The sequence below is a fragment of the Methanosarcina sp. 2.H.A.1B.4 genome, assembly GCF_000979385.1.
Lineage (GTDB): Archaea > Halobacteriota > Methanosarcinia > Methanosarcinales > Methanosarcinaceae > Methanosarcina.
In genome coordinates, this window is the sequence record NZ_JJOV01000072.1 from 1 (window position 1) to 22475 (window position 22475).

The window sequence follows — 22475 nt, forward strand, 5'->3', positions numbered from 1 at the left end:
GGAGATGTGTATAAGAGACAGAAATATTACAAAATTAAAATTTAGTGATAAGTATCGCGGTAAATGATTGGTGTTCTGAAAAATATCAAAATTACAGAGACATCTGCGGAAAGTCAGTTCCATCCACAGGTCTACATGATAATGATCTTTGTTTTACACCCAGAAAATCATACCGATACCCAAAAAATCAGCTATTTACCTGTAAAATACCCTATTTACCTTAAAAATAGCCATTTTTGGGGGATTTTATGGGTAAGCATATGATTGCCTGCAGCTTGTTTCCATTTGGAGAATTTCCATTACCTGAAAATTCATACGCCTACCTGAAAATTAGATGTTTACCTAAGAATTAGGTCATTTACCCAGAAAATACCCTGGAACAAAAGCCTTTAATTTTCACGGTTTGCAATCTGCCGTCAATTTCCTGAACCGTCAACTGCAAACGATTTTTTTAGATGGGTTAACAATACGACGCAAGATGACGAAAATGATCGCTTACCCAAAAAGTTGACCTGATACCTTAAAAATACCCTCAATACCCGAAAAATACCCCTCATACCCAGCAAATCGCTGTTTTTGGCCTATTTTACAGGCAAAGCGCAAGGGAACGAAAAATATAAATATGATGAGTACTAACTAAAGGATAGTAACTGAGTAACAATACCCACCCCACAGTAACTTCAACATATTAACTGTAGGACAAGATCATCAGTTACCCTCTCAAAGACCTGTAAACAGAGACCTGAGAACAGACAAAAGGTGAACCTGTATCACCTTTAAAAACGGATTTATTCCCTCCGCGAGAAAGAGGATGAGAACCTGAAACTCTCATCTATCCTGAGAGACATGGACAGAGCGAACAAAACAAAAACTCCACTCTCAAATTTCCACCCCTGGCAGGGTTTCCACGTCTTTCAGACAGCTTCCTGCGAAGAAAGGATAGGAACTGTTCAACACCTCCAGAACCACTTACAGATCAAGCTGAAGGTCATCAGCCAACTGAAATAAGATATTAAATAAGAAATATACAAAACCGGGAAATCCGAAAAGAGACCAGCGGAACTGGGATCTGAAGATAACCTGGAGTCAAGTAAGGAGGAATTTGTACATGAAACTGCCAATAAAGAGACCATCCCGTGACGTGTACAGCTGGGACCCGTTTGATGAGATAAGAAGAATGCAGGAACATATGGAACAGATGTTAAGAACTTTTCCTGCACTGGAAAATAGGTACGTAAGCGAGACCTTATCCCCACTGACCGATGTGGCAGAAGAAGATAACAGGGTAATTGTTACAACAGACCTGCCGGGCACTGACAGAGAAAATGTCGAGCTAAGCCTGAGGGACAATTTCCTTGTAATCAGTGCAGCGAAAGGAAAAGAAGAGGAAACCGAAAAAGAAGGCTACCTCAGAAAAGAGCGGTCTTTCATGCGCTACTACCGTGAAATTCCTCTTCCGGAAGGCGTAACCGAAGAAGGGGCAACTGCCCAACTCAAAAACGGCGTCTTAACAGTTACCCTGCCAAAAACAAAGCCCGTGACCGGAAGAAGAATTCAGATTGAATAAACCTCAGATTGAATAAACCTCAGATTGAATAAACCTCAGATTGAATAAACCTCAGATTGAATAAACCTCAGATTGAATAAACCGGTAAAACGGATTCTGTTCAGAGCTGCCATATCCTGAAGTTAGACTGAAAAACTAAAAAAGGTAACCTCCATCCTTCAAAACTGTCTCTTAGAAAGAACCTGCAGACGGACTGATGCATACAACTCGATTCATATAAGCCTGCAGGTTCCATAAAAACGAAAAATTAAGAATCATCCATAAGTTAAGAATCAGCCTTTTTTAAAACTGTGTCAAACTGTGTCAAACTGTTTCTAAAACTGTATTCAAACATTTATTTAAATAACCCCGAATTTTTATCCGGGGTGTCCTTCTTTTACAGGTTCTTTTGCAGGCTCTTCTACTTTTTTGATTACCAAAAAGCCAGCCAGAAGCATTAGCAGGGCGCAGGCGTAAAAGGGTGTTACAAAAGTCACATATCCTGCAAGGAAGCCTCCGAAGATAGGGCCGAAAGCCATTCCTGCTGCCTGGGCAGTTGTTATGATGCTGAGCCTTGAGCTTAAAGAAGAGCCGTCCGAGAGATCGGCTGCAAGCGCCATTGCAGGCGTGTCTATTGAAGCTACAAGCAGCCCCTGAAAAGCCCGGAAAAAGATGAGCTGGTTTATGCTTGTTATATAGCCCATCCCGACAACCAGCGGGACACTCAGGAAAAGGCCGCCAACGATAAGTTTTTTCCTGCCAATCCTGTCCGAGAGGCTGCCGAGAGGAGCCTGGAAAAGCAGCCTTGCGAAAATGTAGGCTGAAACCGCAACTCCCAGGGAAAGCTCGGATGCTTCGAGCCTGATCTCGTACTCCGGGATAAGGGCAACTACCATCATTATCCCAACCATCATCATTAGCATGGCGCCTGCAAGGGAATAAACTGAAGCATAGCTTTTTTTGCCGCTTTTGTTTTCGGAAACCGGTTCAGGAGAGCCTCTGGTTTCTTTTACGAAAAAGGTCACAAGAACCAGGCTTACCAATCCAAGCAGGGCACAGGAGTAAAATCCGGCATCAAAACCCCAGTATCTGGCTATTGCTCCCCCAACAACGGGCCCGAGCCCGAAGCCGACCCCTCTGATGGTTGTATAGACTCCTACGGCTTTTCCCCTGGTCTCAGAGGTCGAGATATGCGTAACCATTGCGATAACCGCAGGTATGGTCGCCCCTACGGTAATCCCCTGCAGCAGCCGGATAAAGAGCAATTGCTCATAGCTTGTTACCTGCGAGTAAAAGAAAGAAAAGAAGGTATACCCTATCAGCCCGAAGAGGATGAAAGGCCTCCTGCAGTTAAGCCTGTCCGAGAGCCTGCCCATAAGGGGCTGCGTAAGGGCGCTGAAAAGCCCGAAAACCGTCATTACAAGCCCTGCCCTGGCAACAAGGGGAAGCCCGGAAAAAAAGGATACCCCAAGGTCAGAGATATATAAAGGAATCAGAGCAACCAGCATCCCGGACCCCAGGTCTTCGCAAAACCGGGACAGAGAGAGAACATAGAGCTCAGGATTAATATTACCGGAACATTCCGGAAACGAATTTTTCTGCAGGTTACAGGTATTCATGTTTGCTCAACTTAACTTAAAAGTGAGTTATATCCAAAAAATAAAAAAGATCTTACAATATAAAACGATGTTGAAATCGTTTTACTCGGACGTGATAAAGAAAATATGAAAATGAGTAGTAAATAACGGTGGACACCCAGCCTTGTATGGGTCTCAAAAATGAGGAGGCTCTCAGAAGCCTCAAAACTTCTCCTCTATGACTTCGCCTCCAGGTTCCGTTTCCTTGAAGATCTGCCCCTCGAAACGATATACCTCTGCTCCTTTAACCCAGGCATCCGGAGAAAGGCCGGCTTTCATGCAGGTATGGCTCAGGAAGTCGATAGGATCCATATTGTTCTCAGGAGCGACCTGAGGAAGCAGCAGCCCCTGATAGTAGCCCTGTTTCACGATGAGCCCGTGCTTGCCGATCTCCACATTATCCGGGAGGTCCTTTGGAGCTACATTGATCTTTTCAGGTTGAGTCAGTATCGTAACCTCAACGACTATGCTGTCCAGCTCCTCCTTCTCGACCGGGGGAAAGCGCGGGTCCCGGGTTGCCGCAGAGACTGCGGAGTCCAGAATTGCTTCCTTAAGGCTTGAGTCAGGATAAGGATGTCCTATACAGCCCCTTAAAAGCCCATCTTCCGTCAGTGTGACAAAAACGCCCCTATTCTCCCCAAAGACCGGAGAAAGATCAATGCCTGACTCCTGCGGCCCGGGAAGCCTGCCCTCCGATAAAAATGTTTCAATTGTTTTTCTTGCAAGCTTGACTGCAACCCTACCTTCTGTTTCTGTAAGCATGCTTGAACCAACACCTGTAAACTGCGTTTAACCTGTTAATTATGCGTTTAAGCTGTGAATACCAGCCAGTAATGTCAACCACTGGTTAGTATGATGGTATGTATGGAAACTGGTATAACAGTATGTTATTGGAACTGATTAAAGTACATTTCCGGCATTGTATGGAGTCCTGAAAAGGGAAAGATAATGAAAAAAGGGATTGGAAAATAAATTGAAGGAAGAATGGAAAAAATTGGAAAAATAATGAAAACAGGATTGGAAAAAAATTGAAAGAAGAATGAGAAAAAAGCAAAATAAGAATGAAAAATAATTAATGAAAAGAAAAATCAGAAAATCCCGGCAGAAAATGACAGACAGAAATCCTTTCTTACTGCCGGAACTCGCAGGAAACAAAACCTTAAAAATTTTTAGCTTCCTGATATTTATTGTAGGCAGCCTTCAGAGCCTCGACTCCGGGCAGCTTTTCCCCTGCAAGATAATCGATGCAGGCTCCTCCACCTGTGCTGATATGTGAGAAGCGGTGTTCCAGACCGAGGTGTGAAACTTCAACCGAGATGTGTCCCCCACCAATGATTGAGAAATCGGATTTAACAGCAGCTTTTATAATTTCATGGGTCCCGAGGGCAAAAGAATCGATCTCGGAAACTCCTGCAGGGCCATTTAAGACAACGGTTTTGGCGTTCTGAATTTCATTTGTGAACTCCACAATAGTTTCGAGCCCTATATCGTTAATGGGCAGAGAATTGGAGTTAAGCTCAGAGATATGAACTTCGACGCGCTTCTTGTCGTCGTTTAAGGCTACATCCTTTGGAAGGCCAATCCGGTCTTCGAACTTCGCAAGCAAGCCTCTCGCCTTTTCAATCTGGTCTTCATAGCCCTGAGATTTGATGAAATCCATATTTGCTTTTCCGATGTTTACTCCTGAGGCAGCAAGCCCAACATTTGCAACCACTCCGGTAAGAAGCACTCTGTCAGCCCCTCCATTTGTGAGGACGTTTTCAGTCACTCTAAGGGAGTCGTCCACCTTTGCCCCACCCAGCACGAAAATGCTTGGCCGTTCCCCTCCTTTGACCCCTCTGTCCAGAGACGTGAGTTCTTTTTCCATTACTCTGCCAGCTCCCGATGGAAGGACCTCGGTAAATCCGACAACAGAGAGATGGGACCTGTGGGATACTGCAAATGCATCATTCAGGAAAATATCGACAAAAGGTGACAGTTTTTTAACCATATAGGTATTGGCCTGCTCTGCGGTCGTTCTTTCAAGACTTTCTTCTGAATAAAACCGGACGTTTTCGAGCATGATAACGTCCCCATTTTCCATAGAGGCAATCTGGGTTTTTGCAAATGTCCCGAAAATGTCATCCACGTAAGTAACTTGCCTGCCAAGATATCTGGACAGCAGGTGAGCGTGAGGTTTCATCGTAGTGAAATCTTTTTTTCCGGGCCTGCTCTGGTGCGCAAGCAGAACAACTTTTGCGCTTTCAAGGTCTTTCAAGGTCGCAATATGGCTCCGGATTCTCATATCATCCAGAATGTGGCCCTGGGTATCCATAGGAGAGTTCATGTCGACCCTTACAAGAATCGTCTTTCCGCTTATGTCAAAATCATCGATCGTAAGAAAGTTTCTGGAAGTCATTACCCTCAGCACACCTTTGTAAACAAAATTTTATATAGATAGGAGAATAAAACTTAAAATATAATATTTTAGAGAATCTTATTCTTTCAGTATTGGTTATCTTTGTCATGGAATTTTTTCCATAAATAAGTTTGTTCCCGTTCACGCCTCAAGAGATGTACCTCAAGAGATGTATTACTATTTTTATATGAAATACAAGAAAAAAAGGCAATTAATTCAAGAGAAGAAAACAATTAATACAAGAGGAAAAGGCAGCTAACACCGGAAGAAAAAAGCTATTGATTAAGTACCGGTTTCAGGAAAAAGCTGTACTCTCAGGATAACAAGGAAAAATGAAGGAGACAAAGTTATGGCAGCAGAGGAAGAAGACTGTGGGAATTTTGAAGAGAGAGTTCGAAAACTGGTGGAAGCCGGGTATGCCGCTATTGGCAGGGAAATAACCGCCTGTACACGATGCCAGCTCCATAAAAATGCAATCAAAAGAGTAATAGGAAAGGGGTCCTGCAATCCGAAAGTACTCTTCATAGGAGAGGCACCGGGAAAAAACGAGAATGAAACCGGGATTCCATTCTGCGGAAGGGCAGGAAAAAAGCTGGATAAAATGATAGAATACATGGGGCTTACTGAAACGGACTGGACGGTGGTAAATACTGTCAAATGCCGCCCTCCGGAAAACAGAAACCCAACGGCGAGTGAAATAGAATGCTGCAAACCCTTCCTTGCTGCCCAGATAACCCTGCTTGACCCCGAGATCATAATTCTCCTCGGCAACACAGCTGAGAAGTCCTACTGCCCCGAAAGAAAACTGGAATGGGGGGTCCCTGTAGAACACGAAGGAAGAATGATCCTGAAACTCTACCACCCTGCAGCGCTGATTTACACAGCTTCGAAAATAGAAGTTCAGAGGGCTTTTATAGATAAAAACAGGGATCTGTGGCAGTAAAAAAGACAGAAACTTACGAATATCCAGCCAGGGAAAACAGCCAGGGAAAACAGCCAGGGAAAACGGCCCTCGGAGAAATAATTAAGAATTGGGCTTCAGGAAACTGAGGTGCCATTTTTTAATTCATAAATTATAAATAAAACGATCCAGCTATTATTATTTGGACTTTTTATATAATACATCAGGAGGGGGGAGTATGTCAATGGTGAAAATGTCACCGGATGTGTTTTCATGTTCAGATGACCAGGGAAACCTGGACATCGAAATTGATCTGCCGGGAGTCAAGAAAGAGAGCATCGAATTGAAGATGGTTGAGGACGGCTTTTTCATAAGAGCAAAAAGAGAAGAGACCGGAGTTGAATACGCCGGAACTTACGCATTCTGCTGCGGGATTGTCCCTGAGAAAGCTGTTGCAAAGTATCTTAACGGCAAACTGTATGTGACAGTACCTTATAGGGAAGCCGTAGAAACAGTGGATATCAAAATTCAGTGAAAAACTGAAGAGTAATAAGGTTAACGCCAGCACTGGAAGTTGAAATGCCTTATTTCAGGGACTGATAAGATGGAGGAAAGATGTATCCAGTAATTGATTATAACAAATGTACCGGAGCTCTTGCTTGCTATGAAGTTTGTCCTGCGGAAGTTTTTGATATTGAAATGATAGATGAAGTAAAAAAAGCAGTAGTAGCCAGCAAGGAAAATTGTATAGAGTGCGAGCAGTGTGTGGAAGCCTGTCCGGCAGACGCTATCGAACTTGTTGAGGGCTGAATTCAAATCCCAAAAAGGTGGTGAAAAGAGTGTATCCCAGAATTGACTACGACAAATGTGTAGGCTCACTCGAATGCTATGATGTCTGCCCTGTGGACGTGTTTGATGCAAAAGAGACAGAAGAAGGAAAAAGAGCAGTAGTGGCACGTCCTGAGGACTGCATAGAGTGCGAGCAGTGCATACAGGTCTGCCCTACCGACGCAATAGAGCTGGTAGAGGATTAAAAAGTTTGGGGAAGTAAGACCCAATTAATCCTGGTCATGGGCTTCCTTGACGGGGAAAAGCACGGCATAGCGGGCATAAGCTGGGAGAGCTTCCTGATCATTGTGCTTTTTGTCGGAGGATACGCACTCCTCATTTATTCCTGAGCCCTCCGAAAGGGCAACTGCCTGGCCAAAAAGATTTGCCCGGCAGTTTTCCAGAGTTTTTTCCAGACTATCCAGGACTAAAGGGTCTCTATCTCTATTTGCCCGGGGCACCAGCAAAACTGGCTGCTCCGCCGGGGCATAGATTTTAACTTCACGGCCTTTACAGCTCCATTTTACCTGCCTGACCTTTATCAGGCCAACCTTTTCCAGCACGGCAAGGTTGTATGTCAGTGTATTCAGGCGGAGCCCAAGTTCTGATGCAAGTTCGCCTGCAGACATCTGTTTTTTCTGAAGCTGTTTAAGGATTTGCATAGGAAGGGTCCTTGAAAGAGTCCTTGCAAGCAGAGACACCTCGTCCGGCAGCGACAGGACAGGTACGGGAACTAAATCCTCAGTTATCTCCAAACCTTTCGACCTCCTTTCCAGTTCCCGGAAGCAAATAACTCAAAAACCAAAGAACTCAAAAGCATTATAATCTCCTTATTCTTATTCCTTCTCTTATTTCCCGACTTATTCTGGAGCTTCAGGCCCTCACATATCTCCCAGAGCCCGAACATCTGCAACCCTTACAATTAAAATGTTCATTTATTTTTCATAGTGATGGATCTCCAAAAGTTCCGGTACCATGAAATGGGCGATACTGTACTTTTGTCAGTGAACTTAACCAGTCCCTTTTCCGGAGAGGGGGATGCAGAGAAATCAGCAACGGAAGCATTATCAGCAACGGAAGCATTATCAGCAACGGAAGCATTCTTGAAAACAAGACCTCCGAGATTAGATTCGTCTACTCCGCGGACGATTTTCTCAAGTGTAACTTCTCCTATTTTGTCCCCTATACTGAGGGTTCTGGCATTTGCAGAGTCAATAAGCCAGATCCCGTCGATCCAAACGATGCTGGTTTCTGTACCCACGAATAACTGTTTGACATGGACTTTCATGACAACAACATTGTTTTCACCCTGAACATTGTCAAGGGTAACAGTCCATGTCTGGTTTTCATCAGTATCGATTGAGACCGTTTTATTTGCAACATGTTGTCCGCCCCTGGTGAGTTCAAGCCAGACATTCTCACCATCAATATCGATCTCCCTGACCTCGAGAGCATAACCATTGCCAAGGTCGACACTTTCACCGGGTTTGAGAGTGTGCGTTTCATTACTGTCAAGAACCAAAGTGGCAAGCTTATTCACGTGAGAGTCCCGGATATCATCATCCCTGGAGAACAGTGGGACATATTCTTCTCCAAATAAATTGATTACTGGATACTGTTCATTTGACCAGTTATTGCATTCAGAATCGATAGCGACAACGTTACAAATAGTGGTCCCATTGCTAACATTATCTGCTGCACTTGCGGTTCCTGATGCAACTGCAATTAAGACAGCAAGAGCAGCCAGTGAAACTGCTGTATATATCTTCATTTTGTTCATTCCTCCGTATTATTTACAAAACATTTCAGATTTTGTTGGGATTTTCAAATATCTAGCATGGCTTCCGCTAACATTTGACTGCTAACGATCAAAAACCTGGAATTTTTAAGTTCTCTCCAGAACCCCAAACTTTTGGAAATATTGCTAGACTAATATAAACGTGAAGTAAGGAAACTGTTTGCCTGTTTCTTTATATTCAGTGGTATTTGATGTGTATTTGAGGTATTTTAGGGATTGATTTTATCTTGAAATGATTTCGCTCCGAAACTTGCTTCGTGTTATTCAGATTTTCATAATCCAAACAATCAAATCAAGAAGTAGAGGAGACATTCGCCTCCCCACCTCCCTCTATTTTTCCGAGTGCTTCCTCTGCGGCAGTCCTCACGTACCCGTATTCTTCCATATCGGTGCTGATCCGGCGCAAACCTTCGGCAGCTTCAGGTCCTCCAAGTTCCCCAAGAGCCCGGACTTCAGCATTCCGGACATCCCTGTCCCTTTCGGTCTCAAGAGCTTTAAGGAGAGGGCCAACGGCTCTTTTATCCCCAAGTCTTCCAAGACCCCCTGCAGCACTTTGCCTTATTTCATGATGTTCATCTCCAAGTAAAGAAATAAAGGGATCAACTGCTTGAAGGTCTCCAATTTCGGTAAGTGAATGAACAATTTCCACTCTTACATGCCCGCTCTCATCATCAAGGGCGTCAATAAGAGCGACTGCTGCGTCGGGATCTTTATACCTTCCCAGGGCATAGATAGCAACACGGTGGAGAGCCGGATCTTCAGCTTGAAGGAATGTTGCAATGAAGGGTATAGCTTCTTTACTTCCAATATCTCCAAGGGAGTAGGCAGCAGCTTTCTGTACTTCAAACTCATCGTCTTCGAGAGCATCGATAAGAGGCTGTTCTGTCCGGGCAATTTCTTCAGGTTCTTTAAAGTAACCCAGAGCGCGAGCAGCTTCCCCTCTAACCTCCGGAACCCTATCATCCAGCATTTCAATCAGGTAGGGAACAGAATAAGGATCCTGGATCTGCCCAAGGGCACAAACGCTGTTTATACGGATATCCGGGTCCCTGCTATCCAGCAGTTCAAGAAGTATTTTTACAGCCTCTTCATTCCCTAAGTTCCCCACGGCATTTGCCGCGGAACCCCCGAGTTCGCTGTCGCCAAACAGCTCTATAAGAGGTGCAGCGGCTTTCGGGTCTCCTATGGTTCCCAGAGCAAATACGGTTTTACTGCGCACTTCATCGTAATCGTCATCAAGAAGCTTAATAAGCGGTTCTGTGGCTTCCTGAGCTTTCAGCTCTCCGAGGGCCTCAGCCGAATTCATACGGACTTCAGGCTCAGGGTCTTCAAGAGCTTTAATAAGAGCTTTTGAAGACCCTGGTTCTCCTATCCTTCCAAGGGAAAAGGCAGCAAGGCTGCGCACCTGCGGGTCATCGTCTTTTAAAGCCTTTATGAGAGAATCCACCGAAGGTTCCCCTATATCGATAAGCGCATAAGCCGAAGCATAACTTACATTCATGTCCTCGTTCCCAAGACTTCGGGTCAGTTTCTCCACCCTAACCTCGAGAGGGTCCTGGCCAAGACAACCTGCACAGATTCCGGAAAATAAAATAAAGAGGAGCAAAAGTTTTGCATGTCTGCTGTTAAAAAGTTCACGTCGCTTTATCATACGCATCACCTGCTCTCCTCTCCCGGAGGAAGTAACAACTCAGCAGAAACCGCCCTACCCTGCCATGTAGAAGTTACATTAATCCGGAAACGATCATCGCTTCCACCAATCACCACATTCTTAACGGGCATATAGGATTCTCCGGAAGGCTCTCCATGTGCTATTTCCACAACTGCATAGGGATAATCCGGCCAGGTCCAGAGAGGAGTCTTATCATACTCTCTCACACCATAAATCTCGGAAGATGTAAACACCACCTCCCCCGTTTTCTCATCAATCACTGTCAGATTCGTAGAGACATTATCTTCAAAGCCTGACCCTTTGTTGATAATGTAACCGTAGATTCTGTAAACATCAGAAGAATTCTTGCTTTCCATTTCATATTCCAGCTTAAGGGAAAGATTTTCAGGAATTTCGGGAGCAGGAATCTCTACCATATATGTGCCTTCATCAAGAGTCCTGCTATTCTCCACAACCTTCACCTTTACCGGGTATTCTCCGGGAAGAGCATACCCGATCCATACGCTGGCCGAATTGTTTCCAGGCATAAGATGAATCGGTTTTTCAAGCGAAACAAATTCGGCATTCCAGGAGTCCACGGAATCATTGGAAATAATCAATCCTGAATTGTGGTGAGCCACTCCATCACTATCCACAAAAGTATTCTCAACTTCAAGCCACACATCTACAGGTTTTGAACCGTTGTTCTGAAGCACTATGTCTAGATTTCCTGATTCTCTAACCTCAATAGGGGATGCATTCATATCAACAATTTTCACATCAGTCTCGCTTCCATATTGCCATAAAACCCCCAGAACCAGGATAAATAAGGCAATTGAAATAGAGATCAGAGTACCCTTCTTCATTCAATTTCCCCCTTCGGCCCTGTACTATCCTTAAGCTCATCAGCAATCGAAATGCAGTTGGTAAGCCCGTACTTTTTCTTTGTAATTATGCCCCTCCGTTCCAGGTTCATAAGGACCCTGGAAACCTTGGCTTTGGAAAAATCAAGGGAATTCACAAGCTCATTCTGGAGAATCCTTCCTCCTTTTGCTGCAATCAGTTCAACAGCTTTCTTTTCATCTCCTTCAAGGGCCCGCAAAAGAACATCCGTAGGGTCAATGTTAGCCCTGGCAGGCTGGAATTCTTCGCCTGAGGCATTCTCAAGGGAGACTTTTAAAATCTTCTCCGGTGCTTCCTCTGCTGTGATATTGAGAGCTTTTACCTGTGCCACAGAGTCCGTTACGGAAAAAACAGAGTTCTGAACCCCCAGGGACGGCAGAACCTGAGCCAGCGCCAGCCCTCCCAAAAATCCGGAAAAAAGGAGAATATACGCTTCTTTTACAGTATATACATACGGAATATCCACAACCTTGAACGTGTCCCCTTCCAGCTGGATCACCACCGGTGAGTCTTCAAGCAGGAGGTTGATGGCGACAGTGCTCGAAAGAAGCAGGATACCCACAGCCAGCATGAATCTTTTCCGTTCCCGAGTAATACTACCACCTCATTTACTACCTTCACTATGTACGAAACAAATGTTATAATTTTAGTTTGACCTGAACCCGAGACGTCTCATAATTCTGAAACCACCGGCAGATGATAACGAAAAGTAATTTGAGATGGCATATTAAAAAATAAGAGGATCTGCCGTGCAGGGGACAGAGAATAGGCTGAAATAGTAAATGAATGGGGCAAAGAACCAGGCAAATAGGCCAGATGAAAATACAGGTAAATGAATAGAGCCGAAAAACAGGCATGTTATGGAGAGATTAAGAAGAAAATAAAGAGAAAAAAGACTGCTCCTGAAAAAAGTAATCAATTCCATCCTTTTTTCTTCAAACTACCAGTTTATTTCAAAGTAGAATTTTTCCTTCAAAGTGTTAATTTTTCTTCAACTTAAGCCTCATGTCCACAGCCAGGGCTCCCTTTCCCTTTTCCAAAACCATCAGGGGGTTAATTTCAAATTCCTCGATTTCCGGAAAATCGCAGACGAGCCTTGAAACTCTTAAAATGGTATCTACCAGAGCATCAATATCCGAAGGCTTTGCGCCCCGGGCTCCGGTAAGGAGAGGGTAGGTTTTGATTTCGGTGACCATCTCCCTGGCTTCATCTTCATTCACCGGGGCAATGGCAAACCTTACGTCCTTGAGGATTTCCACATAAACGCCGCCAAGCCCGAACATCAACATGGGCCCGAAAGTGGGATCGCGGATCATCCCGATAATTACTTCTTTTCCTCCGGAGAGCATTTGCTGCAGCTGGACACCTTCAAGAAATGCATCCGGCCTTTTCTTCGGGATGCTTTCAATCATTTCCCGGTAGGCAGCCCTCACCTCATCTCCGTTTTGCAGGGAGAGCCTGATCCCTCCGACATCAGATTTATGGGAAATCTGCGGAGAGATGACCTTCAGTACAAGAGGATAACCTATCTCCTCTGCAGCTTTAATGGCTTCCTCTTCAGTCTGTACAAAAGCGGTTTTCACTGTAGAGATGCCATAAGCTTTCAGGATGCCGAAGGATTCAATGCCCAGTGTATGCGGACCTTTTTCTCTGGCACCCTCAAGAATTCCAGCTGCTGTAGCCCTGTCTGTCCCGGGCTCAGGAGAGATGAGATCTACCTGCTTCATAATCATATGACATCTTCAGGACAGTTATAATTGTAGGTTTATGCTCAAAATATTTGATAGTACAATGTATACCAGCTGTATGAAGAGTTTTTGAGGTTAGCTTAAAGGGAGATTATTTTAATCGTATCAAGAAAAATCTATATTTACAAGGATGTGAACCCCTCAGGATGCTGCTATATATAAAAACAGAGATGCTAAAAAAGGCAGGTGAATGACTGTGGAGTTATATTAAGAAAGTGCAAGGGGAACTCAGAATAAAAAAAGGAAAAAGGTAAAGGAAAGTTTCCCTTTACAATCAGATAGGTACTGAGCTGCGTAACTTCACTTCGGTCTCACAGATTTCCTTTGTTTCCCTTGCAATTGCAAGTTCTTCATTGGTCGGGATAACAAAGACCCTTACTGTTGCATCCGGAGTGCTGATATCGATTTCCTGGCCTCTGATTTTGTTCTTTTCCTCATCGAGCGTTATGCCAATACCATCCAGGCCGGAGAGGATTCTCTTCCTGATGCTTGCGCTGTTTTCTCCTATGCCTGCTGTGAAGACAACTGCATCTGCACCGTTGAGCACAGCTGAATATTCACCTATGAACTTCTTGACCTTGTATGCAAAAATTTCAAGGGCAAGTTCAGCTCTCCTGTTACCCTGGGAAGCTGCTTCATCGAGGTCTCTGAAGTCGTTGCTGAGCCCGGAAACTCCAAGCACACCTGACTTCTTGTTCATAAGAGTATCGATTTCCCTGGTTGTCAGGCCTTCTTTTTCCATAACGAAGGGAACTACTGCCGGGTCAATCGAACCGCACCTGGTACCCATTGCGAGCCCTTCGAGAGGAGTAAAGCCCATGCTGGTTTCAACAGATTTTCCTCCTTCTACAGCCGCAATGCTTGAGCCGTTTCCAAGGTGGCAGGTGATGATCTTGGTTTCTTCTGCAGGCTTTCCGAGCATAAGGGCAGCTCTTTCGGCAACGTACTTGTGGGAGGTACCGTGGAAGCCATATTTCCTGACCCCATGCTTCTCGTACAGTTCGTACGGGAGAGCATACATGTAGGCATATGCCGGCATTGTCTGGTGGAATGCTGTATCAAAGACGGCAACCATCGGGGTGCTGGGCATGATCTCCTGACAGGCAGAAATTCCCATCATGTTTGGAGGGTTGTGAAGAGGCGCCAGTTCAAAGCAGTCCTTGATTGCCTTTTCTACACCCTCGTCGATCAAAGCCGAAGTTGTGAACTTTTCCCCACCGTGAACAACCCTGTGCCCGACTGCATTGATTTCGTCCATGCCTTTGATGACACCGAATTCAGAGTCGGTAAGAGCCTTGACTACTTCCTCAAGGGCGGTCTTGTGGGTAGGGAGGTCAGTCTGTTTTTCCAGCTTCTTGCCGTCAAACCTCTTCTGGGTGATGATCGAGTTGTCAATGCCTATCCTCTCGCAAAGACCTACTGCAAGAGCGGACTCATTCTTCATATCAATTAATTGATATTTGAGAGACGAACTCCCTGCGTTTATAACCAGTACTTTCATGTGTAAACCCCAGTTCAATCCATTGATTTCCAATCACATTTAGAGTTTCCGGATAGAATAATACTATATATGAAAGTTAATAAAACGCTTCAGAAACGTTTCCGATTATTTGTCCTGCGCTGCAGCCTGGACACAGGTAATTGCAACGGCACCGACAATATCTTCGTCACTGCAGCCCCTGGAAAGGTCATTAATTGGCTTTGCCAGTCCCTGGGTGATAGGGCCATAGGCTTCAGCTTTGGCAAGTCTCTGAGCAATCTTGTATGCTATGTTTCCGCAGTTCAGGTCAGGGAAGATAAAGACATTAGCCTTTCCTGCAACAGGGCTTCCGGGAGCCTTTGAAGCGGCAACTTTCGGAACAATTGCTGCGTCTACCTGAAGTTCACCATCGATTGCGATGTCAGGAGCAAGTTCCTGTGCACGCTTTGTAGCGGCTATTGTCGCCTCAGTCAGCGGGCTCTTGGCGCTTCCCTTGGTGGAGTAGGAGAGCATTGCAACCTTTGGAACGTCCTGGACCAGCAATTCGAAGGTCTTTGCGGAAATAACTGCAATGTTTGCAACGTCTTCTACACTCGGCATTTCAACCATGCCCGAGTCAGCGAAAAGGAATGTACCGTCGGACCCATATTCACAGTCAGGCACAGAGATTATGAAGAAAGCGGATGCAAGAGCTGCGCCCTTTGCTGTTTTCACGATCTGGACCGCAGGTCTGAGGGTGTCTGAAGAAGAGTGGGCAGCGCCTGATACTACTCCGTCTACTTCCCCGAGTTTGGCCATCATAACAGCGAAGTAAACGTAATCGCTCATAATTTCGGCTGCACTTTCGAGTGTGATGCCTTTGTGCTTTCTTAACTCGTAGAAAGTATTAATGTATTCATCTCTTTTCTCATAGGTTTTAGGATCTACAATTCTTGCATTTGAGAGATCCAGATCTCCTGCGAGCGCCTTAATATCGGCCTCATTACCAACAAGGACAACTTTTGCAATACCTCTTTCAAGGATCTTGGCAGCTGCCTGGAGGGTTCTGATATCTTCAGTTTCGGGTAAAGCGATTGTCTTGTTAAGTTTCTTTGCTCTTTCACTAATCTTTTCTAAAAATGTTACCAATCGACCAACCTCCTATATAATTGGAGTAGTTTAAATTAGCTGGGTCTTGATATATAAATTTACGTAAAATGCATAGAGAGATATATAAAAATCAAAAATATATATTTTGGGTTGTAGACATATATCAGTACGTAAATATTTATCCCGAAAATATATGAAGATATAAATAATTTTTACGGCAAAGGTAAGGTAACTTAAAACAATTAGTACTGAATATAAGTGACAAATTAATATAAAAGAATTCCGGAATGATTACAATGAAAATTATAGGAATTTCAGGCAGCCCTCGAAAGGGCCAGAACTGTGAGAAAATGATCGTAGCTGCTCTAGAGGTTGCAAAAGAAAGGGATTTTGAAACCGATACCGTTTTTATCTCAAACGAGGAGGTTGCCCCCTGCAAAGCGTGCGGGGCTTGCAGAGATAATGATTTCTGTGTGATTGATGACAGTATGGAAGAAATTTATGAAAAAATGAGAGTTGCAGACGGTATAATTGTTGCAGCTCCCGTATATATGGGAAATTATCCTGCTCAGCTCAAAGCCCTTTTTGACAGGAGTGTCCTGCTTCGCCGCAAAAACTTTGCACTCAAAAATAAAGTCGGGGCAGCTCTCTCAGTTGGAGGCTCAAGAAACGGAGGACAGGAAAAGACCATTCAGGCCATCCACGACTGGATGCATATTCACGGGATGATTGTGGTCGGCGATAATGCCCACTTCGGCGGAATTACGTGGAACCCGGCAGAAGAGGACACCATCGGGATGCAAACCGTTTCCGAAACTGCAAAAAAGCTCTGTGATGTCCTGGAACTTATCTATAAAAAATAAACAAAATAACCGCAACATATTTAAAAAAATAAGTTAGATAAAAAGAAAAGTATGAAAGTTCCCTGAATAAAAGATTGGATCTCTCTTGGGGCAATATTTTGAAAACATACATTTAAATAAATGCTCGAAATCTTTGGACAACAAAGGTCTTTCAAACAGAATAAAACCCGAAGATCCGAATATTTATTTTATGCTTAAGAAGATTTCAGGGAAATATTTGACACGTAAAAAAAGTCCCCAAGAGGCGCGAACATTTGGAAGTTGATCCAGAATCCAGATTCAGATTCCATAGCATCAAAGAATACCCCAGGCTAATGGAGTACATCAGCCGGTTTGACACCGAAACTACCAGGGTCAACTCAATTGCCATTATAATCGGGCTCCTGACAGGGCTCGTAATAGGAGTTTATGATCGCATTCTCCAATACAGTAACGTTTTTTTTGGAATGCAGCAGGGATACTCATTACACGAGCTTCCATTCTATTATGTAATATTCACGCCTGCCCTTGGAGGGCTGCTGGTGGGGTTAATCACCCACTTCCTGATAAAACAGAAATACGGTGTTGAAGGGCTTATAGAAACCGTAACCCTCCGAGGAGCAAGGATAAAGCTCAAGGATGCTTTTCTGGAGGTCTTTACCTCAATAATCACTATCAGTTCGGGAGGTGCCCTGGGAAAGGAAGCCCCGGGAGTCCTTGCCGGAGCCGGGACAGGCGCTCTTGTGGGAAGAATCCTGAAAAGCCCGGAAAGGCAGCTCCAGATCCTTCTCGGCTGCGGGGCTGCCGGCGGGATTGCAGCTGCATTCAGCGCCCCGCTTGCAGGTGTGGTCTTTGTAGTAGAGGTAATTTACGGGGAACTTGAAACCAAGACCTTTATTCCGATAGTTATCTCCTCAGTCTTTGCAACCCTTGTCTCGAGCACGGTTTTCGGGATAAAACCTATCCAGATATCTCCCTACCAGCTGGTCAGCCCCTACAAAGAATTAGGGCTCTACCTTGTCCTCGGACTCCTTGCAGGGCTCGTCTCTACAATCCTGATCCGGACGCTTTACTACACAAAAGATCTTTTCTCGGGAATCCCCCTTCATCCCGTCTTCAAGCCTGCCCTGGGAGGGCTTGCAGTAGGTGTAATCGGCCTTTTTTACCCCCGTGTCCTGGGGATGGGCTATGATGTGATTATGGACGCCCTGAACAACCAGTTTACTTTCAATATCCTGCTGATCCTGCTCTTCCTGAAGATCCTCGCCTTTTCCCTGAGCCTGGGTTCCGGAGGGTCGGGTGGGACGATTGTCCCCTCCCTTTTCACAGGTGCAATGTTAGGGGGAGCCTTCGGGACAGCCGCAAACCTGTTTTTTCCGGGGATGACGGCAGAGTCAGGGGCCTATGCTATGGTTGGGATGGGCGCGGTCTTTGCCGGGACTGCCCGGGCCCCCCTTACTGCCATCCTGATCCTTTTTGAGATCACCAGGGATTACAGTCTCATCCTTCCTCTCATGTTTGCCTGTGTGCTTAGCAACGTGATGTCCAATGCCCTGTATCCGGAGTCCATTTTCACGGAGGGGCTCCGCAGGAAAGGATTCAAGATCCGAAAAGGCCGGGAAGTGGATATCATGGTCTCCATGCTTGTAAAAGATGCCATGGTCACACATGTCCAGACCGTCTCCGAAGAAAAGAATGTAGGCACCCTTATTGCCCTCATGCAGGCAAGCCGCCACGCCGGTTTTCCAGTCCTTGATTCAAAAGGCAAACTTTCAGGGATAGTAACACTCTCAGACCTCCGGAGCAAGGTAAAGTACGGAGAAGTCGACAAAAAGATAGGGGACATCTCCGCCAGGGACGTGGAAGTCGCCTATCCCGACGAAACCCTTGAAGCTGTCCTCAAACGCCTTGCCTCAAAGCAAATAGGCAGGCTCCCCGTTGTGGACCGCCAGGACAAAACAAAACTCCTTGGCCTCATCACCCGGAGTGACATAGTAAACTCGTACAACAAGAAAGTCGTAGAAAAAGTCCGGGATACAGACTAAAAGCAGTAAACTAAAAAAGGTCCCCTGACAAAAAGAATAGAACCGGAAAACTGGAAGCTATTCGTACTAAAATTGTGGGGACCTTATGCCTGTAACAGAGAGAATCTCAAAAGGTGAACTGGAAAAATACCTGAAAGGCGTAATTCTGGAAGACAGTACAGAAGAAATCAGTAATTTTTACACGGAACTTTCGGTAAGGGAAATATTACCGATCACCCGCCAACTTTTTGAAGAAAAGGTATGCCTGACCCGCGAATTTGAAGTCCTTCAATTTGTAAAAAAAGAAAAACATTTGATAGTTTACGGAGAAGCGGGCTCGGGAAAGACATGGACCCTTAGATGGCTGGGTACTGCCTGTGCCAGAAAATGCCTCGAGAAAAAAGAAGGCTTTGTTCCTATTTACGCAGCACTTGATTCCTACGTTAAAGGCTCTTTTTACGATTATTTAAGAGGGAACGCAGGGAAAAAAGGCATTTCAGGACCTGATTTCAGGAAACTGCTGGAAGGAAAAGCCCTGCTGCTTCTGGACGGGCTAGACACGCTTACGCCTTCCGACAATTTCTCTCCCTACGAGGAAATTTCCGATTTTATCTCGGAATACGAAGACTGCCGATATGTTTTCGCCTCAAGACCCCGGCTTTCCGGCAGCATAAGAAACAGGTTTGCGGTTTGCGAACTTGAAAAAATGACTGATGAAAAGGTAAGGGACTTTATAGAGAAACATATCCCGGATGAGGAACAGGCAAACTTCCTGAAAGCCGCTGTCCTGAAAGGAAACCACTCAAATACGGTTCTTCGAAATCCCCTGATGCTTTCCCTCTGGCTCGAAATTGCAGGGACCAGCAGGGGAATAAAAGAAAATGAAAAAAATGTTGAGGCTTCTTTTCCTTCCAGCCGGGCGGAGATTTATGAAGCTTACATTTCAGAGCTTTTTAGAGATTTTACGGCGGAAGAAGCTATTCTCAGCGCCGAGAATGTATACTCGGTAAAAGAGAACTCGGTAAAAGAGAATTCGGTAAAAGAGAATTCGGTAAAAGAGAAATCAGGAAAAGAGAACTCGGAAAGGATAATAATTGAAAATATCCTTACTGACCTATCCTTCAAACTCCAGTGCGTGAATAAGGTTTCATGCAAATACAAATACGCCCTTGAAGTGGCAGGGAAATATGTAAAATATGATTCATCCGGCAGATACGGTTCATACATCAAAAAAGAGGCAAGAAAACTTCTTCAGGCGTGCTTTGGGCTGGGGCTCCTGAGAAGAAAAGGTTCCGAAATAAGATTAGGAATACACCAATCATTTCAGGAATACTTTGCTGCCTTAAAGTTGAAAACATATTTTGAAAACGGGATGGAGATCTCCGATACATTTGGGCATCCTGAATGGGAAGACGTGATCATATTCACCTCAGAACTGGTTGAGTCCGGAGAAGAACTGGTAAATTCCATTATTTTAAGCGGGAATTTATGCCTTGCTTCAAAATGTGCAGGGAAAGCCGGGCCCGAAACAAAGGAAAAATTATGTGCATTACTTGCCAGGAAACTTGATAGTAAATTTACAGTGGAAAAACTGAGGGCAATTCAGAGCCTCGGAAGCCTGGGAGTCTGCGGGATTGAGGCGGTTTCGGAAGCGTTTCACGATGAAGAGATAAGTGTGAGAAGAGAAGCGGTGAGGATTCTTGGGGAAACAAAATCAGAGGCGGCTCTTGTCCCGCTCACTGCCGCACTTGGAGACGGAGATTATTCGGTAAGGAGGGAAGCTGTAAAGGCTCTCGGAGTTATCGGGTCCGAGAGAGCAACCGAACTGCTCACAAACGCATTTGCGGATCAGGAAAGGGCTGTCCGCCTGGAAGCTACGGAAGCGCTGGCACAGATAAAATCAGAAAGAGCGCTTGAAATCCTGGTCGGTGCCCTTAAGGCTAAAGATGATTTTGTGCGCTGGGGTGCCATAGGGGCTCTTGGCAGGGCAAACCCCGAAAACGCAGCTGACCTTCTCATAAAGGCATTCCAGGAAGGGGATAACTTTGTTCGATTGGGAGCCGCAGAAACCCTGGGCCAGATGAGATCGGAAAAAGCTGCCGGAATACTCGTAGAAGCCCTGGAAGACGAAGAGGAGTTTGTGCGGTGGATAGCGACAAAAGAACTTGGAAAAATAAAACTGGACAAAAGTTCTGATATTTTCATCGGCGCACTTGGGGATAAAAGCCACTTTGTCCGCAGGGAAGCAGCAAAAGCCCTCGGAATGACAGGAGCTGAGAAAGCAATTGCCCCTCTGATTTCTGCGCTCTCTGATGAGGATGAGCTTGTAAGAAAGGCAGCCGCTGAAGCCCTTGGAGAGATAGGGACAAAAAGAGCAGTTGACCCCCTGATCAGCTTACTCGGGGACGAGAGCCATTCGGTCCGAATAGAAGCAGCAAGGGCACTTGGGATGATAGAATCCGGAAAAGCCGTATCCCCACTCCTCCTCGCACTTGGAGATGAAAACCGCTTCGTCCGGAGAGGAGCGGCAAAGGCCCTTGGACAGCTGAAACTCGAAAAAACCCTCGAACCGCTCATCTGCACATTTGAATCAGGAAACAGCTTTGTGAGGCAAGAGGCAATAAGGGCCCTCGGCCTGATAAAATCAGACGGGGTGTTGGACCGGATGTCGGATAACTCAGGCCGGGCGTCGGACCAGATGCAGGATAGCTCAGACCGGGCTCTCGACATGCTGATTGATGCTCTTGAAGACGAGGACGAGTTTGTGCGAAGAGAAGCCGCAAAAGCTCTCGGAAACTGTTCCGAAAAAGAAGCCGAAAGAGCCCTTAAACCCCTGATAAATGCCCTTGAAGATAAAGAGGGGGAAGTTAGGAGATTTGCAGCCGAAGCCCTTGTGAACCTGGATCCAAGAAAATCCATTGAGCCCCTGATCTCTGCCCTCAAGTCCGAAGACGAAATGGTGCGAAGGCTTGCGGTAGAGGCACTTGGCCGGATAAAATCAAAAAAAGCCATCAAACCCCTGATAGATGTCCTCCTTTGCGATGAAGCTGGCTTTGTGCGAAGTGAAGCTGCAAGAGCCCTTGGGAAAATAAAAGCAGAAAAGACCATTGACCCGCTTATTGAGGCACTGATTGATGAAAACAATGACGGCAGATGGGGTGCTGCTGAAGCCCTGGGGCGGATTAAAGCCGAAAAAGCAGTCGACCCTCTAATAAATGCTCTTGCCGACATTGACGATTTTACAAGGTGGGCAGCGGCAAGAGCCCTGGGCAGGATAAAACCGAAAAAAGCAATCGAACCCCTCATCAACACGCTTTATGACTGGAACCGTTTCGTAAAAGCAGAGGCTGCATGCGCACTCAGTGAGATCTGTACAAAATCCGATAAAGCACAGCTGCAGGCTTTACTTGCCTCGGAAAATAAATTTGCAGCAAATCTCGCTTTTGAGATCCTGGAAAGCTTTGAAACTGAGGAAAAATCAAAAGTCATATTGTTCAAGGAGCAAAGACAGGTTCACATGTATCAGGTTTGGTGAACTACCACTCAGCTAAAGACTGACTGGCTTCTCGGGTCATCCCTTCCTCTATTGAGGACAAGTCACGCGAGCTCAACCCTGCGTCCCGCAGGTGA

20 protein-coding genes are annotated in these 22475 nt (G+C 45.3%); 9 read left to right on the forward strand and 11 right to left on the reverse strand.

Going from position 1 to position 22475, the window contains the following annotated elements; all coding sequences use genetic code 11:
* Positions 1-846 precede the first annotated feature (846 nt).
* Together EO92_RS17810 and EO92_RS10955 are read left to right on the forward strand one after the other, a co-directional pair.
* Entirely contained in the window at positions 847-1008 is a 162-nt protein-coding gene (locus EO92_RS17810; RefSeq protein WP_156165795.1) for a hypothetical protein, read from the forward strand.
* Between the two features lie 100 nt (positions 1009-1108).
* Positions 1109-1567, forward strand: coding sequence for an Hsp20/alpha crystallin family protein (locus EO92_RS10955; protein WP_048171575.1), 459 nt, complete (start codon positions 1109-1111; stop codon positions 1565-1567).
* 356 nt (positions 1568-1923) lie between these two features.
* On the opposite strand, the gene EO92_RS10960 is transcribed toward EO92_RS10955, so the two are convergent.
* From EO92_RS10960 to EO92_RS10970, 3 genes are all read right to left on the reverse strand, one after another.
* Positions 1924-3165, reverse strand: coding sequence for an MFS transporter (locus EO92_RS10960; protein ID WP_048163131.1), 1242 nt, complete (start codon positions 3163-3165; stop codon positions 1924-1926).
* Positions 3166-3345: 180 nt separating this feature from the next.
* Positions 3346-3945, reverse strand: coding sequence for a TIGR00296 family protein (locus EO92_RS10965; RefSeq protein WP_048171577.1), 600 nt, complete (start codon positions 3943-3945; stop codon positions 3346-3348).
* A 397-nt stretch (positions 3946-4342) separates the two neighbouring features.
* Positions 4343-5593, reverse strand: a complete 1251-nt coding sequence (locus EO92_RS10970) for a phosphoglycerate kinase (protein ID WP_048171580.1) — start codon at positions 5591-5593, stop codon at positions 4343-4345.
* A 337-nt stretch (positions 5594-5930) separates the two neighbouring features.
* On the opposite strand from EO92_RS10970, the gene EO92_RS10975 reads away from it, so the two are divergent.
* The 4 genes from EO92_RS10975 to EO92_RS10990 all read left to right on the forward strand — a co-directional run bounded on the left by EO92_RS10975 (position 5931) and on the right by EO92_RS10990 (position 7516).
* Entirely contained in the window at positions 5931-6524 is a 594-nt protein-coding gene (locus EO92_RS10975; RefSeq protein WP_048132460.1) for a uracil-DNA glycosylase family protein, read from the forward strand.
* A gap of 196 nt (positions 6525-6720) precedes the next feature.
* On the forward strand, positions 6721-7017 hold the full coding sequence (locus EO92_RS10980) for an Hsp20/alpha crystallin family protein (RefSeq protein ID WP_048132462.1): 297 nt from the start codon (positions 6721-6723) through the stop codon (positions 7015-7017).
* 80 nt (positions 7018-7097) lie between these two features.
* Complete coding sequence (locus EO92_RS10985; protein WP_048163129.1) at positions 7098-7292, forward strand: ferredoxin family protein; 195 nt, start codon at positions 7098-7100, stop codon at positions 7290-7292.
* Between the two features lie 29 nt (positions 7293-7321).
* Positions 7322-7516: a ferredoxin family protein gene (locus EO92_RS10990; RefSeq protein ID WP_048138373.1), complete on the forward strand. Its 195-nt coding sequence runs from the start codon at positions 7322-7324 to the stop codon at positions 7514-7516.
* A gap of 24 nt (positions 7517-7540) precedes the next feature.
* Here the strand turns inward: EO92_RS10990 and EO92_RS16725 are convergent, their stop codons facing one another.
* The 8 genes from EO92_RS16725 to pta form a co-directional block, all read right to left on the reverse strand.
* Complete coding sequence (locus EO92_RS16725; protein ID WP_052734341.1) at positions 7541-8065, reverse strand: transcriptional regulator; 525 nt, start codon at positions 8063-8065, stop codon at positions 7541-7543.
* Positions 8066-8241: 176 nt separating this feature from the next.
* The gene (locus tag EO92_RS11000) at positions 8242-9081 is read right to left on the reverse strand and encodes an S-layer protein domain-containing protein (protein ID WP_048171582.1); all 840 of its coding nucleotides are present in this window, start codon (positions 9079-9081) and stop codon (positions 8242-8244) included.
* A gap of 319 nt (positions 9082-9400) precedes the next feature.
* A complete protein-coding gene (locus tag EO92_RS11005) occupies positions 9401-10759 on the reverse strand; it encodes a HEAT repeat domain-containing protein (RefSeq protein ID WP_048171584.1) in 1359 nt (452 codons plus the stop codon).
* A gap of 5 nt (positions 10760-10764) precedes the next feature.
* On the reverse strand, positions 10765-11625 hold the full coding sequence (locus EO92_RS11010) for a hypothetical protein (RefSeq protein WP_156165796.1): 861 nt from the start codon (positions 11623-11625) through the stop codon (positions 10765-10767).
* Positions 11622-12233, reverse strand: a complete 612-nt coding sequence (locus EO92_RS11015; RefSeq protein WP_048171586.1) for a MarR family transcriptional regulator — start codon at positions 12231-12233, stop codon at positions 11622-11624. The genes EO92_RS11010 and EO92_RS11015 overlap by 4 nt, the downstream gene beginning before the upstream one ends.
* A gap of 409 nt (positions 12234-12642) precedes the next feature.
* Entirely contained in the window at positions 12643-13395 is a 753-nt protein-coding gene (locus EO92_RS11020) for an acetate--CoA ligase family protein (protein WP_048171588.1), read from the reverse strand.
* 289 nt (positions 13396-13684) lie between these two features.
* Entirely contained in the window at positions 13685-14911 is a 1227-nt protein-coding gene (locus EO92_RS11025; RefSeq protein WP_048132474.1) for an acetate kinase, read from the reverse strand.
* Between the two features lie 105 nt (positions 14912-15016).
* Entirely contained in the window at positions 15017-16018 is a 1002-nt protein-coding gene (gene pta / locus EO92_RS11030; RefSeq protein ID WP_048132476.1) for a phosphate acetyltransferase, read from the reverse strand.
* A gap of 257 nt (positions 16019-16275) precedes the next feature.
* On the opposite strand from pta, the gene EO92_RS11035 reads away from it, so the two are divergent.
* The 3 genes from EO92_RS11035 (at position 16276) to EO92_RS11045 (ending at position 22380) form a co-directional block, all read left to right on the forward strand.
* Positions 16276-16842 (forward strand): flavodoxin family protein, encoded by a 567-nt coding sequence (locus EO92_RS11035; protein WP_048171591.1) that lies wholly within the window; start codon positions 16276-16278, stop codon positions 16840-16842.
* Between the two features lie 254 nt (positions 16843-17096).
* Entirely contained in the window at positions 17097-18866 is a 1770-nt protein-coding gene (locus EO92_RS11040; RefSeq protein ID WP_048171593.1) for a chloride channel protein, read from the forward strand.
* 85 nt (positions 18867-18951) lie between these two features.
* Positions 18952-22380 (forward strand): HEAT repeat domain-containing protein, encoded by a 3429-nt coding sequence (locus tag EO92_RS11045; RefSeq protein WP_048171594.1) that lies wholly within the window; start codon positions 18952-18954, stop codon positions 22378-22380.
* Positions 22381-22475: the final 95 nt, after the last annotated feature.

Excerpts from the sequence above, each read along its gene's own strand:
- EO92_RS17810 (WP_156165795.1), top strand. The coding sequence starts at position 847 with ATGGACAGAGCGAACAAAACAAAAACTCCACTCTCAAATTTCCACCCC.
- EO92_RS10955 (WP_048171575.1), top strand. The coding sequence starts at position 1,109 with ATGAAACTGCCAATAAAGAGACCATCCCGTGACGTGTACAGCTGGGAC.
- EO92_RS10960 (WP_048163131.1), bottom strand. The coding sequence starts at position 3,165 with ATGAATACCTGTAACCTGCAGAAAAATTCGTTTCCGGAATGTTCCGGT.
- EO92_RS10965 (WP_048171577.1), bottom strand. The coding sequence starts at position 3,945 with ATGCTTACAGAAACAGAAGGTAGGGTTGCAGTCAAGCTTGCAAGAAAA.
- EO92_RS10975 (WP_048132460.1), top strand. The coding sequence starts at position 5,931 with ATGGCAGCAGAGGAAGAAGACTGTGGGAATTTTGAAGAGAGAGTTCGA.
- EO92_RS10980 (WP_048132462.1), top strand. The coding sequence starts at position 6,721 with ATGTCAATGGTGAAAATGTCACCGGATGTGTTTTCATGTTCAGATGAC.
- EO92_RS10985 (WP_048163129.1), top strand. The coding sequence starts at position 7,098 with ATGTATCCAGTAATTGATTATAACAAATGTACCGGAGCTCTTGCTTGC.
- EO92_RS11000 (WP_048171582.1), bottom strand. The coding sequence starts at position 9,081 with ATGAAGATATATACAGCAGTTTCACTGGCTGCTCTTGCTGTCTTAATT.
- EO92_RS11005 (WP_048171584.1), bottom strand. The coding sequence starts at position 10,759 with ATGATAAAGCGACGTGAACTTTTTAACAGCAGACATGCAAAACTTTTG.
- EO92_RS11010 (WP_156165796.1), bottom strand. The coding sequence starts at position 11,625 with ATGAAGAAGGGTACTCTGATCTCTATTTCAATTGCCTTATTTATCCTG.
- EO92_RS11015 (WP_048171586.1), bottom strand. The coding sequence starts at position 12,233 with ATGCTGGCTGTGGGTATCCTGCTTCTTTCGAGCACTGTCGCCATCAAC.
- EO92_RS11020 (WP_048171588.1), bottom strand. The coding sequence starts at position 13,395 with ATGATTATGAAGCAGGTAGATCTCATCTCTCCTGAGCCCGGGACAGAC.
- EO92_RS11025 (WP_048132474.1), bottom strand. The coding sequence starts at position 14,911 with ATGAAAGTACTGGTTATAAACGCAGGGAGTTCGTCTCTCAAATATCAA.
- EO92_RS11035 (WP_048171591.1), top strand. The coding sequence starts at position 16,276 with ATGAAAATTATAGGAATTTCAGGCAGCCCTCGAAAGGGCCAGAACTGT.
- EO92_RS11045 (WP_048171594.1), top strand. The coding sequence starts at position 18,952 with ATGCCTGTAACAGAGAGAATCTCAAAAGGTGAACTGGAAAAATACCTG.